This is a genomic window from Dellaglioa sp. CoH-56-MRSF-10 (assembly GCF_056782175.1).
The window spans coordinates 64,215-77,232 of the sequence record NZ_JBXAYF010000004.1 but is presented as its reverse complement, the minus strand read 5'-3'; the positions used below and the strand labels follow the sequence as shown (position 1 = coordinate 77,232).

Here is a 13,018-nt window from a genome sequence, read left to right as displayed (position 1 = left end):
GGGGAATTCAGTGGTGGAATGTGGGGCATTGTGGTAAAATTTAAATAGTTACTATGAAGGGGGGCTGTACACAATGTTTATGGGCGAATTTAAACACACTTTAGATACTAAAGGTAGATTAATTATTCCAGCTAAATTTCGTGAGGAATTAGGTGAGAAATTTGTTATTACTCGAGGTATGGATGGTTGTTTATTCGGATATACACAAACAGAGTGGACACTCCTAGAAGAAAAGCTTAAAACACTCCCTTTAACAAAAAAAGATTCACGGGCTTTTGTAAGATTTTTATATTCTGCAGCTACAGAATGTGAATTTGATAAACAAGGCCGTATTAATATTCCAGTTCCTTTAAGAACACATGCTGATTTAGAAAAAAAATGTGTGCTAGTAGGTGTTTCAAACAGATTCGAAGTATGGAGTGAAGATCGATGGAATAGTTTTTCAGAGAGTGCATCAGAAAATTTTGATGAAATTGCAGAAAATATGATTGATTTTGGATTTTAAATAACACGTATGAAAGGGGATAAAACTATGACGACATTTGAACATGAAACAGTACTACTAAATGAAGCAGTAGATGGGTTGGCTATTAAACCAGATGGTATATATGTTGATTGTACTTTGGGTGGCGGTGGACATAGTGCCCTAATCCTGTCTCAACTAAGTACGGAGGGACATTTATATGCTTTTGACCAAGATCAAACAGCGATTACTTATAATGAAGGGCATTTAAAAAAATACATAGAAAATGGACAAGTTACGTTTATTAAACGCAATTTTAAAGATTTAAAAGCCGCGTTACTGGAACTTAATGTCACGGAAGTAGATGGTGTACTCTATGACTTAGGTGTATCATCCCCACAATTTGATGTCGCAGAACGAGGCTTCAGTTATCAGCACGATGCGCCGTTAGATATGAGGATGGATTTAAGTGCAGAATTAACAGCTAAAGAGATTGTTAATAATTGGACATATCAAGAACTTATTAGAATCTTTTTTAGATATGGTGAAGAAAAATTTGCAAAGTCAATTGCTCGTCAGATTGAAAATGCTAGAGAAAATGAAGAAATTGTTACAACTAGTCAATTAGTTGAATTAATTAAAATGGGTATTCCGGCTCGTGCAAGACGAACAGGTGGGCACCCTGCTAAAAAAGTTTTTCAAGCTATTCGAATTGCGGTTAATGATGAATTGGGTGTTTTAGAAGATTCATTAGAGCAAGCAATTGATTTAATTAATGTTAAGGGGCAAGTTAGCGTTATTACATTTCAGTCATTAGAAGATAGATTGGTCAAAACGATGTTTAAGGAACGAACAAGTTTACCAGAGTTACCACCGGGTTTACCTGTAATTCCAGATAATATTCAGCCAAATTATGCACTAGTTAATAAAAAGCCAATTTTACCATCAGAATTAGAATTACAGAATAATAGGCGTGCACATTCAGCAAAATTGAGAATTATAAAACGATTGAAAAAATAATATTTTATAATAAAGGGGTTACATATCATGGCACAAAATAGCACAGCACGACAAATGCCAAGAGAATATAAAGAAAATCCAAGACAACAACCTATACATAAAAAAACAGTGGGATCACAAAGTGTTGCATTTTCTAGAATTGAAAAATCATTATTTGGTTTAATTGGTGCAATTTCTTTGGTACTTATGCTTATGCTAGTTTCATCTCAGGTAGAGTTGTCTAATAGTAGTCAATTTTTACAAAATATTAACAGCGAAATAACAGCTATTCAAACTAAGAGTTCTGATTTGACACAAGAAGTGAACGAACTTGCCAGTAATGATCGATTAAATAGTATCGCTAATAAAAATGGTCTTAATTTAAGTGAGAGTAGAATAAGGAATGTAACGAAATGAATAATCAAAAGCAACGGATGATAAATGACATGAAAAAGAAACGTAGAAATAGGCAAAGGTTTGGTGTGCTACTAATCCTGGCCGTTTTAGCGATTCTTTTGATGTTTATCATTCGTTTTTCTTATATTGTAATAGGTGGAAAAGTTTCAGATGTTAATTTAAGTAGCCAAACACAGGCACTTTATGAAAATAGTCGAATTGATAAAGCAAATAGAGGAACCATTTATGATGATTCAAATCAACCGATTGCTGAAGATACAACAAACTACTCAATTTATGCAGTTCTATCAAAATCATATGTTGGTGCAAATAACAAAGCGTTATACGTTACTGATAAGAGTAAAGCTGCAAAAGTTATTAGTGATGCGATTGGAATGAAAGAATCTAAAGTTTACAATATTTTGAATGCAAAAAAAGGAACTTACCAAGTTGAATTTGGTAATTCTGGTAAAAACTTATCTTTGGAAACAAAAAACAAGATAGAATCAGCAGATTTAAAAGGTATTTATTTCACTGAAACACAAGCAAGATTATATCCAAATGGTGTTTTTGCATCACATTTAATTGGTGTGACAAAAAGCACTTCAAAAAAAGGTGATTCAACTTTATCTGGTGTAATGGGACTAGAATTAGCATTTAATAAACAATTAAGTGGAACAGACGGGTTAAAAAAGGTCCAAAAAGATAGTTATGGTTACCAACTACCAAACTCAAAGACAAAAACAAAAAAAGTTGAAAATGGAAATAATATTTATACAACCATTGATACAAAATTACAAACGTATCTTGAAACAACTCTAACTAACGTACAAAAAACATATAATCCTAAATCAATGAATGTTGTTATAATGAATGCTAAAAATGGAAAAATTTTGGCAGGAAGTCAACGGCCTACATTTAATGCAGATACCAAAAGTGGTATTTCAAAGATGTGGCGTAATACGCTAATTGAAGATAGTTATGAACCTGGCTCGACTATGAAAGTATTTACAATGGCAGCTGCTATTGAAAATAATGCCTACAATGAGAATGCCGTCTATAAATCAGGTGTTTTAAAAGTGGGAACTAAGATTGTTCCTGATTGGAATACATCTGGTTGGGGTTTAATCACTTATCGTGAAGGTTTCGCTCGTTCAAGTAATGTTGGTATGGCTAAGTTGGAACAAGCGATGGGGCATACTGCTTGGCTTAAATATATTAAAAAATTTGGTTTCCTGGAAAGTACAAATCTGGGATTAGCTAATGAAGCAAAAGGTAGTATTGAATTTCAATACCCAATTGAACAAGCAGATACAGCTTTTGGTCAAGGAATAAATGTGACAACTATGCAAATGATGCAAGGTTTTACGGCATTTGCAAACAACGGTAAGATGATCAAACCAACGCTTGTGGATAAAATTGTAGATCCTAATACTGGAAAAACAACGTATCAAGCTAAAACAACAAATTTAGGACAAGTTATTAAAAAATCAACGTCTAAAGAAGTATTAAGCATGATGCAAGATGTTATCTACAAAAATTATGGGACCGGTAATGCCTTTAAAATTGATGGTTACAAGATAGCTGCAAAAACAGGAACTGCCCAAATTTCGGATCCAAATGGAACTGGATATCTAACGGGTGATGCAAATTATGTCTTTTCAGTTGTAGGTATGGCGCCGGCCAAAGATCCAAAATATATTATGTATGTAACGATGAAACAACCACAAAATATGCAAGGTACCAGTGGTAATGCTATTTTGGCACAAATATTTAATCCATTGATGAAGAGGACTTTAGAAGAAGACAGTTCAACAGCGGTATCAACTGCAAAGACTAATGTAACAGTAGCAGACGTTACAAATAGTTCAACTTCATCAGCTAAAACAAAATTAAACGAACAAAATCTAGATATTGCAGTTATCGGACATGGCAGAACGGTAGCTAATCAGTATCCACCTGCTGGAACGACTGTATTATCCGGACGTAAAATATTGTTATTAACAAATGGTGAAATGATTATGCCTGATTTAACCGGTTGGTCAAAGAGTGATGCGGTGAATGCTGCAGAATTAATGAAACTAAACTTAACGACAACGGGTAGTGGTTATGTAGCAGCTCAAAGTATTAAGGCGAATACAGTTGTTAAAAAATCAACTATGGTGAAATTAACGTTAAAATAAAAAGGTGAATATAGATATGAGAGCAGATAAATTAATCCAAAGTTTAAAATTTAAACGAGTATCAACGGCGATTGATTCAGAGTTAGATATTAAGCTATTAACACAAGATACAAGAGAAGTTGTTGAAGATAGTCTATTTGTTGCTGTTGAAGGTTATACAGTTGATGGACATGATTTTGTGAATCAAGCGGTTGAAAAAGGTGCGAAGATTATTATTGCTCGTAAACCAGTTGATGTACCTGTTCCAGTCGTTTATGTCCAAGATACAAATCGTGCGATGGCAATTCTTGCCGATGCATTTTATGGCGTCCCAAGTCAGCAGATGAGAATGATTGGTGTTACTGGTACAAATGGTAAGACGACTGTTACACATTTGATTGAACAAATTTATCGTGACTTAAATCAAAAAACAGGTTTAATCGGTACAATGTATCGTAAAATAAATGATACACTGTATCCTTCGAATAATACAACTCCAGATGTTATTACATTGCAAAGAACTTTAGCACAAATGAAACAAGAAAAAGTTGAAACTGTTGCAATGGAAGTTTCTTCACATGCGTTAGTCTTAGGACGTGTATGGGGTATTGATTTTGATATCGCAGTTTTTACAAATTTGACACAAGATCATTTAGATTTTCATAAAACAATGGAAAATTATGCACATGCAAAAAGTATGTTATTTGCTCAGTTGGGTAATCATTATACTGAATCAGGCGACTCAAAAGTGGCTGTTTTAAATTTTGATGACCCAGTGGCTCGAACGTTTACTCAGTTTACTTCTGCTCAAATATTATCTTACGGTATCGAAAATGATGATGCCATGATTCAAGCTAAAAATATTGAAATTAAGAGTCATGGAACTGAGTTTGATTTAATTCTTTTTGGTGAAACAACTCATGTTACAATGCAATTAATCGGCTTGTTTAATGTTTATAATATGCTTGCTGCGTTTAGTGCCGCATATGCTGCTGGACTTGATGAAACACAAATTATTAAATCACTTGAAAAAGTGACTGGTGTTAAAGGTCGTTTTCAATTAGTGCCTTCTAAAACGGGTATCAGTGTAATTGTAGATTACGCGCACACACCAGATGGGTTATTAAATGTCTTAGAGACAATACAAGATTTTGCACAAAATAAAATTTATTGCATTGTTGGCTGCGGTGGTGATCGTGATAAAGGAAAACGTCCTAAAATGGCAAAAATTGCTGCTGACCATAGTGATTACCCAGTATTTACTATGGATAATCCTAGAACTGAAGATCCTAAGGAAATTATGGCAGACATGCTGACTGGAATTCCAGAAAATAGAGCAACTGTTATAATGGATCGACACGATGCAATTGCTCAAACAATAAAAAAGGCGCAACCAGGAGATGTTATTTTAATTGCTGGTAAAGGTCATGAAGATTATCAAATTCTTGGTCGAGAAAAAGTGCATTTTGACGATGTTGAAGAAGCATCGGGAGCATTAAATAAAAAATAAGAATTGAGTGAGGATAAGACAATGACTAAACCAGAAATGTTTATACCGTTGGTAAGTGGATTCGCATTAACGTTTATGTTTATGCCATTATTTATTGGCTATTTTAGAATACGTAAACAAGGGCAAATGATTAGAGAAGAAGGACCAAAATGGCATGAGAAAAAGTCTGGTACACCAACAATGGGTGGATTTGTCTTTAATATTGCTATTATTATTACTGCAATTTGGACAGGTATATGGGCTAATTCTATGACACCAGCGATGATGATTATGATTTTCATCTTATTTTTATATGCTATTTTAGGATTTTGGGATGACAGTATCAAATTATTCAAACGACAAAATGAAGGTTTAAAGCCTTGGCAAAAATTATTGGGTCAAATAGTTGGTGGATTAATCTTCACCGTCGTTTATGTCCATGAACATTTGCCACTTGCAATTAATGTCTTTGGTTTTGGTGAGGTCTCAATCGGTATTCTTTATGCTGTATTCATTATTATTTGGCTTGTTGGATTCTCTAATGCGGTTAATTTAACTGATGGAATTGACGGTCTTGTTTCAGGTCAATCAATTATTGCATTCGGTGCATATGCAGTTGTTGCGCAAGTACAACAACAAAAGGATGTACTTATTTTTTGTTTATCTGTCATTGGCGCATTAATTGCGTTCATTTGGTTTAATCATAAACCAGCTAAAGTTTTCATGGGAGATATGGGATCGTTAGCATTAGGTGGTGCATTAGCAACCGTTTCAATTTTATTACACCAAGAACTATCACTCATTTTTATTGGTATTATATTTGTTTGTGAGACGGCAAGTGTTATTTTACAAGTAGCTTCATTTAAATTAACAGGTAAACGCATATTCAAGATGAGCCCAATTCATCATCATTTTGAAATGAGTGGTTGGAATGAATGGAAAATTGATATTGTCTTTTGGACTATTGGGTTAATTGCTGCGATTTTAACGTTACTAGTCATTTTATAAAGGGAGATTTAATTGGAATGAAAAATATTACGAATTATCAAAATAAAAAGGTTCTAGTTGTAGGTTTAGCAAAGAGTGGCTTGAATGCAGCCAAACTTTTAAAAGATTTAGGCGCATTTGTGACTGTGAATGATCATAAAAATATTGATGATAACCCTGAAGCTAAAGAGCTTTTGGCTGAAGGAATCAAAGTGATTACGGGCGGACACCCACTCTCTTTACTAGATGAGGATTTTGAGTTAGTCGTAAAAAACCCTGGAATTCCATATACAAATTTACTTATTGAAAAGGCAATGGAAAAAGGTTTACCTATTATTACAGAACCAGAGCTTGCTTATGAAATTTCTGAAGCGCCAATGATCGGGGTTACAGGAACGAATGGTAAGACAACTACAACGACGCTGATTTCATTGATGTTAAATCAAGAAAGAAAGCAAGGACGTGCATTTGTCGCTGGAAATATTGGTGTTCCATCTGTTGCCGTAGCAAAAAAGGTAACCAAAAATGATATTATTGTAGCTGAATTATCAAGTTTTCAATTATGTGGCATTGATAAATTGAAACCAGAAATAGCCGTTATTACTAATATTTATGAGGCACATACGGATTACCATAAAACTCGAGAAAATTATGTGAAAGCAAAAATGAGAATAACTGAAAATCAAGATTCTAGTGATTTTCTTGTTGTCAATTGGGATTTAAAAGAACTTCGTGAACTAGCTAAAACAAGTTCTGCTAACATTGTGCCATTTTCTAGATTAGATGAAATTGAAACAGGGGCTTATGTAAAAGACGGAAATATTTACTATCAGAATGAATTCATTATGAAATCGGATGAAGTTAATATTCCTGGTGAACATAATATTGAAAATGCGCTTGCAGCTATCGTAACTGCTAAAATTAAAGGTGTAACAAATACTGCTATTCAAGAAGTATTATCGACATTTACAGGAGTACGCCACCGTACACAGTTTGTTAGCGCATGGCATAATCGCAAATTCTATAATGATTCAAAGGCAACTAATATTGAAGCAACTGAGATGGCTGTAAAAGGATTTTCGAATCCAATTATACTATTAGCTGGTGGATTAGATAGAGGATTTACGTTTGAAAAATTGGTGCCTGTACTTAAAGCACATGTAAAAGCAATGATTGTTTTCGGTGAAACAGCTGATTTAATGCGAAATGCTGGAGAAGCGGCAGGTATTACTCAAATTAAGCAAGTCACTGATGTTGTTGCAGCTGTTCCCGAAGCATATAAATTAAGTGATAACAATGATATTATATTGTTATCCCCAGCAGCAGCTAGTTGGGATCAATATCCTTCATTTGAAGTACGTGGTGACAAATATATTGAAGCGGTTGAAAAATTAATGCAAGTAGAGGATAAATAAAATGAAAATTATTGTTTCTGGTGGTGGCACTGGCGGGCATATTTACCCTGCGTTGGCCCTTATTGAAGCGCTAAAAGTAAAAGATCCAACGGCTGAATTTTTATATGTTGGGACTGAAAAAGGACTTGAGAGCCGAATCGTTCCAGATAATGGAATTCCATTTAAAACAATTAAAATTCAAGGATTTAAAAGATCGTTATCAGTAGAAAATATTAAGACAGTCCAACTATTTTTAAAAAGTGTGAAAGACGCAAAGAAAATGATTAAAGAATTTAAACCAGACATTGTTATTGGAACAGGCGGTTACGTATGTGGTGCAGTGGTTTATGCTGCTGCTCGATTACATATTCCAACTATTGTTCATGAACAAAATAGTGTTGCAGGTGTAACAAATAAATTTTTGAGCCACTTTGTTGATAAAGTAGCTATTTCTTTTGAATCAGTTGCAGATCAATTTCCTAAGAAAAAAGTTGTTTTCACAGGGAATCCCCGCGCACAACAGGTTGTAAATGAAACAGAAATTGAAGCATTATCGCAATATGGATTATTAGATGATGTACCAACGATGTTAGTTTTTGGTGGTTCAAGAGGAGCTGCGAAAATTAATCAAGCAATGGTTGAAGCAATTCCTGAATTAAATAAAAAACCATATCAAATTTTATTTGTTACAGGTAACGTTCACTACGATAAAATTATGAATGATTTAAACGGGATAGAATTAAATAAAAATATTGTGATAAAACCATATTTAAATAATATGCCTAATTTATTAAGCCATATTTCTGTCATTTTAGGACGTGCTGGTGCAACAAGTATAGCAGAAATAACTGCACTTGGATTACCATCTATTTTGGTGCCTAGCCCTTATGTTACAAATAATCATCAAGTAAAAAATGCAATGAGTCTAGTTGATAATAATGCAGCTAAGCTTATTACTGAGGATAAGTTAACGGGATCAAAATTGGTCATGGTTTCAGATGAAATGATGCTCAATACTGATGTGAGAAGACAGATGGCTAATAATTCACGTAAAATGGGTGTGCCCAATGCTGCAGATAATCTAATTAAGGTTATGGAAGATTTAATCAAAATTAAAGAATAAGTTAGGAGGCCAAATAAGATGTCAAAAAATAAATTCTTAAAAAGAAAAAAAGCTGAATTGACACCTTGGGAGGCCTTACAAGAGAAAAAAAAGAAGAAAAATAAACGATTCGATTTTTTTGGAAACCCCAAAACAATTAGTGACCGATTACCAAAATTAAAAAAATATCAACATCATGCCCTAAAACAAAAATTAATTATTATAATTGGTTCGTTTCTGATTATTGGTTTAATTGCACTATATTTTATTTCACCATTAAGTAAAATACAAAATATTAGTATTTCAGGTGAAAAAACAGTTTCAAAAGTACAAGTAGAAAATGCTAGTAATTTACACATTAATGATCCATTATCCCACGCGTTTTTTAGAAAAAAAGCTATTTTAAAGGATATAAAAAAAGAATTGCCACAGGTGAAGTCACTAACTGTTAGCCATAATAAATGGAATGGTGTTAAACTTTCTATTAATGAATATGATCTTGCAGGATATATTTATAAAAATAAAACATACTATCAATTATTTTTGAATGGGACAATTGGAAGTAAGAAATTTGACCAACCAGTGGGGAATTATCCTACGTATTCTAAGTTTAATCAAACAAATATATTGCAAAAAATGGTTAAACAATATAAAAAAATTCCGATGAAAATCAGAAATGGAATATCAGAAATCGATTATCAACCATCCAAAGTGAATAATCAGCGAATATATATATACATGAATGACAGAAATAAAATTATTGCTAATATTGATAATTTTGCCGATAAAATGGCTTTCTATCCAAGTATCTCATCTAAAATGAAGAAAAAAGGTGTCGTTGATTTAGAAGTGGGTGCATATTCTTATCCATATAATAAGAAAAGTTAACAAAGTTGGTATGGCCTATGGGATATCCTTTCTAAATCAGGTCTTAATGTGGTAAAATATGAGTACTATATCTTATAAAAAATAATATTAAAAGCAAGCTGTAAGGAGGTTCTTTTTCAGATGGGTAACGCAGGTATATATGTGGGGTTAGATATCGGTACGACATCAATTAAAGTTATCGTTTCTGAATACGTTAATGGTCAATTGAACGTAATTGGTATTGGTAATGAACGCTCACAAGGTTTGAATAGGGGAATTGTAGTCGATATTGATAAGGCTGTAATTTCAGTACAAAAAGCTATTAAACAAGCTGAAGAAAAAGCAAATATTCAGATTCACGAAGTACATGTTGGTATTCCTGCTAATTTATTACAAATTATTCCTTGTAACGGCATGATTGCCGTTTCAGATGAATCAAAAGAAATTACAAATGAAGATGTTGTGAATGTTGCGAGTGCAGCATTAGTTCAAAATTTACCACCAGAAAGAGATATCATTGATATTATTGCTGATGAATTTGTAGTTGATGGATTTGATGGCATTAAGGATCCTCGTGGTATGATTGGTGTGAGATTAGAAATGCATGGATCAGTTTATACTGGCCCAAAAACAATTATTCATAATTTAAAAAAATGTGTTGAAAATGCTGGGCTAACTATCAGAGAAACAATCGTGAACCCATTAGCACTTGCATCAGTTGCGATGTCAGATGGCGAAAGAGACTTTGGTACTGTACTTATTGATCTCGGTGGTGGTCAAACGACTGCTTCAGTGATTCATGATCATAAGTTGAAATTTACATACGTGGACCAAGAGGGTGGCGATTTTGTCACGAAAGATATCTCAGTGGTTCTTAATACATCTGTTGAAAATGCTGAAAAATTGAAACGCAATTATGGATTTGCTAATTCTGAGTTAGCATCAGAAGATGATGTTTTCCCAGTTGATGTTGTTGGACAAAGTGAGCCAATCAATATCTCTGAAAAATATTTAGCAGAGATTATTGAAGCAAGAATCTCTCAAATCTTAGATAAAATAAAAAGTTCATTAGATGCTATCAAGGCGTTAGAATTACCAGGTGGCGTTATCTTAACTGGTGGTCTTGCAGCTTTACCAGGAATTACAGAATTAGCATCAGAAATTTTGCAAGTTCAAGTTAAAACCTACGTCCCTGATCAAATGGGATTACGCTATCCTTCATTTGCACAAGCCTTAGGATTGATTAATTATGCAGTCGAGCAAGATGAAGTCACATTATTAGTGAAAAGTGCAATGGGACTTGATATTGATCAATTAAGTTATAGTATTGTTGAACCAGACAACGAAAAACCTAAGAAGCAAGAAGTAAAAAACAAAGTTAAAAAAACTAGAAAACCAAAAACATCAGGGGATCCATTAAAATCAGTTAAAAACTTTTTTAATGAATTTTTCGATTAAATAGGAGGAAGTAAGTAATGGAATTTTCTTTGGACTCAAGTGAAGATAAAGGCGCAGTAATAAAAGTAATTGGTGTCGGTGGCGCTGGTGGTAATGCTGTTAATCGTATGATTGATGAAAATGTTTCAGGTGTTGAGTTTATTGCATTAAATACTGATGTTCAGGCATTGGAAAGCTCAAAGGCAGAAATTAAAATTCAATTGGGTCCTAAATTGACTCGTGGATTAGGTGCTGGTGCAACTCCAGATATTGGTAGTAAAGCTGCACAAGAAAGTGAAGAAGCAATTATCGAAGCTATTGATGGCGCTGATATGATTTTCGTTACTGCTGGAATGGGTGGTGGAACAGGAACAGGAGCTGCTCCTGTTGTAGCTAAAATCGCTAAAGATCAAGGCATTTTAACAGTCGGAATTGTAACACGTCCATTTACATTTGAAGGACCTAAACGTAGCCGTTTTGCTGCTGAAGGAATAGCTAATCTGAGAGATCAAGTTGATACGTTAGTTGTTATTGCTAATAACCGTTTACTTGAAATCATTGACAAGAAGACACCGATGCTTGAAGCATTCCAAGAAACAGATAATGTTTTACGTCAAGGTGTTCAAGGTATTTCTGAATTAATTACATCACCCGGTTTAATTAATTTAGATTTTGCTGATGTTAAAACAGTGATGGCTGATCAAGGAACTGCATTAATGGGAATTGGATCTGCTACTGGTGAAAATAGAACTGCTGAAGCAACAAAAAAAGCAATTTCTTCGCCATTACTCGAAGTTTCAATTGATGGTGCAAAACAAGTTCTACTTAATATCACCGGTGGTGCTGATATGAGTCTTTTCGAAGCGCAAGAAGCTTCTGAAATTATTTCACAAGCTGCAACTGATGAAATTAATATTATTTTTGGAACGTCAATTAATGAAGACCTAGGTGATGAAATCGTCGTAACAGTTATTGCAACTGGTATTGATGATGTTAAAGAAGAAAAAAAAGCCACAGTTCGTACACGAACATTACCAAGAACTGATGCACCTAAAGCAACATTAGCTGAAAAGCAAGAAGATCGTTTTGACGATTGGGATATTATGCACCCATCAAGTCAACCTGAAGAAAAAAAATCAACAGAATTTGAAAATGTTGAAAAACCAAATTTTGATGTCTTTAAGAATGATATCAAAACTGATGATTTAGCAACAAATAATGATGATAGTTTAAGTACACCACCGTTTTTCAGAAAACGACGTAAAGATTAATTAAATGAATCAATGGGGAGGTTACGGATATTATGGCTTTTGAAAAAATTGGTCGTTTTTTTGGGTTAGCTGAAGAAGATGATTTTGAAAATGATGATTACCAAACCGAAGAGTCTATGCGGACTTCGTCATTGAATCAAAGTAATAAAGTCGTTTCGATAAATGGTAAATATAGTCAACCACAAAAAATTAATTTATTTGAACCTAGAATTTATTCTGATGTTAAGGATATTGCAACGCATTTAATGCAAAATCAAGCAATCGTCGTAAATTTTCAAAAAATGGATGAAGTTCAATCTAAACGGATTGTTGATTTCTTGTCCGGAACAATTTTTGCTATTAACGGAACAATTCAAAGAATTGGCGATAATATTTTTCTTTGTACACCAAACTCATTTACTGTTGAAGGAAATATGGCAGATAATATTTTTGAAAAATTCGAATAAAAGAA

At 33.6% G+C, this 13,018-nt stretch carries 12 protein-coding genes; all 12 read left to right on the top strand.

Annotated elements, in window-relative coordinates; translation table 11 throughout:
• The first annotated feature begins 73 nt into the window (after positions 1–73).
• The 12 genes from mraZ to AC1RP4_RS05460 all read left to right on the top strand — a co-directional run bounded on the left by mraZ (position 74) and on the right by AC1RP4_RS05460 (position 13,013).
• Positions 74–505 (top strand): division/cell wall cluster transcriptional repressor MraZ, encoded by a 432-nt coding sequence (gene mraZ, locus AC1RP4_RS05515; protein WP_481761676.1) that lies wholly within the window; start codon positions 74–76, stop codon positions 503–505.
• Between the two features lie 27 nt (positions 506–532).
• Positions 533–1,483 carry a 16S rRNA (cytosine(1402)-N(4))-methyltransferase RsmH gene (rsmH, locus tag AC1RP4_RS05510; RefSeq protein ID WP_481761677.1) on the top strand — a complete coding sequence of 317 codons (951 nt, stop codon included), beginning with the start codon at positions 533–535 and terminating at the stop codon, positions 1,481–1,483.
• Between the two features lie 27 nt (positions 1,484–1,510).
• The gene (gene ftsL, locus AC1RP4_RS05505; RefSeq protein ID WP_481761678.1) at positions 1,511–1,879 is read left to right on the top strand and encodes a cell division protein FtsL; all 369 of its coding nucleotides are present in this window, start codon (positions 1,511–1,513) and stop codon (positions 1,877–1,879) included.
• Complete coding sequence (locus AC1RP4_RS05500; RefSeq protein WP_409022366.1) at positions 1,876–4,041, top strand: penicillin-binding transpeptidase domain-containing protein; 2,166 nt, start codon at positions 1,876–1,878, stop codon at positions 4,039–4,041. Before ftsL ends, AC1RP4_RS05500 begins: the two co-directional genes overlap by 4 nt.
• Positions 4,042–4,057: 16 nt before the next feature.
• Entirely contained in the window at positions 4,058–5,530 is a 1,473-nt protein-coding gene (locus tag AC1RP4_RS05495; RefSeq protein WP_481761679.1) for a UDP-N-acetylmuramoyl-L-alanyl-D-glutamate--2,6-diaminopimelate ligase, read from the top strand.
• 21 nt (positions 5,531–5,551) lie between these two features.
• The gene (mraY, locus tag AC1RP4_RS05490) at positions 5,552–6,517 is read left to right on the top strand and encodes a phospho-N-acetylmuramoyl-pentapeptide-transferase (RefSeq protein ID WP_409022368.1); all 966 of its coding nucleotides are present in this window, start codon (positions 5,552–5,554) and stop codon (positions 6,515–6,517) included.
• Between the two features lie 17 nt (positions 6,518–6,534).
• Entirely contained in the window at positions 6,535–7,911 is a 1,377-nt protein-coding gene (gene murD / locus AC1RP4_RS05485; RefSeq protein WP_481761680.1) for a UDP-N-acetylmuramoyl-L-alanine--D-glutamate ligase, read from the top strand.
• 1 nt (position 7,912) lies between these two features.
• Entirely contained in the window at positions 7,913–9,013 is a 1,101-nt protein-coding gene (gene murG / locus AC1RP4_RS05480) for an undecaprenyldiphospho-muramoylpentapeptide beta-N-acetylglucosaminyltransferase (RefSeq protein WP_409022370.1), read from the top strand.
• Positions 9,014–9,031: 18 nt separating this feature from the next.
• Entirely contained in the window at positions 9,032–9,880 is an 849-nt protein-coding gene (locus AC1RP4_RS05475) for a cell division protein FtsQ/DivIB (protein ID WP_409022371.1), read from the top strand.
• Between the two features lie 120 nt (positions 9,881–10,000).
• Positions 10,001–11,317: a cell division protein FtsA gene (gene ftsA, locus AC1RP4_RS05470; RefSeq protein WP_481761681.1), complete on the top strand. Its 1,317-nt coding sequence runs from the start codon at positions 10,001–10,003 to the stop codon at positions 11,315–11,317.
• Positions 11,318–11,334: 17 nt separating this feature from the next.
• Positions 11,335–12,567, top strand: a complete 1,233-nt coding sequence (gene ftsZ / locus AC1RP4_RS05465) for a cell division protein FtsZ (RefSeq protein WP_481761682.1) — start codon at positions 11,335–11,337, stop codon at positions 12,565–12,567.
• Between the two features lie 32 nt (positions 12,568–12,599).
• A complete protein-coding gene (locus tag AC1RP4_RS05460) occupies positions 12,600–13,013 on the top strand; it encodes a cell division protein SepF (RefSeq protein ID WP_481761683.1) in 414 nt (137 codons plus the stop codon).
• The last annotated feature ends 5 nt before the right edge of the window (positions 13,014–13,018 follow it).

What these genes read in the sequence shown, in the direction of transcription:
- mraZ (WP_481761676.1), top strand. Translation starts at nt 74, where the DNA reads ATGTTTATGGGCGAATTTAAACACACTTTAGATACTAAAGGTAGATTA.
- rsmH (WP_481761677.1), top strand. Translation starts at nt 533, where the DNA reads ATGACGACATTTGAACATGAAACAGTACTACTAAATGAAGCAGTAGAT.
- ftsL (WP_481761678.1), top strand. Translation starts at nt 1,511, where the DNA reads ATGGCACAAAATAGCACAGCACGACAAATGCCAAGAGAATATAAAGAA.
- AC1RP4_RS05500 (WP_409022366.1), top strand. Translation starts at nt 1,876, where the DNA reads ATGAATAATCAAAAGCAACGGATGATAAATGACATGAAAAAGAAACGT.
- AC1RP4_RS05495 (WP_481761679.1), top strand. Translation starts at nt 4,058, where the DNA reads ATGAGAGCAGATAAATTAATCCAAAGTTTAAAATTTAAACGAGTATCA.
- mraY (WP_409022368.1), top strand. Translation starts at nt 5,552, where the DNA reads ATGACTAAACCAGAAATGTTTATACCGTTGGTAAGTGGATTCGCATTA.
- murD (WP_481761680.1), top strand. Translation starts at nt 6,535, where the DNA reads ATGAAAAATATTACGAATTATCAAAATAAAAAGGTTCTAGTTGTAGGT.
- murG (WP_409022370.1), top strand. Translation starts at nt 7,913, where the DNA reads ATGAAAATTATTGTTTCTGGTGGTGGCACTGGCGGGCATATTTACCCT.
- AC1RP4_RS05475 (WP_409022371.1), top strand. Translation starts at nt 9,032, where the DNA reads ATGTCAAAAAATAAATTCTTAAAAAGAAAAAAAGCTGAATTGACACCT.
- ftsA (WP_481761681.1), top strand. Translation starts at nt 10,001, where the DNA reads ATGGGTAACGCAGGTATATATGTGGGGTTAGATATCGGTACGACATCA.
- ftsZ (WP_481761682.1), top strand. Translation starts at nt 11,335, where the DNA reads ATGGAATTTTCTTTGGACTCAAGTGAAGATAAAGGCGCAGTAATAAAA.
- AC1RP4_RS05460 (WP_481761683.1), top strand. Translation starts at nt 12,600, where the DNA reads ATGGCTTTTGAAAAAATTGGTCGTTTTTTTGGGTTAGCTGAAGAAGAT.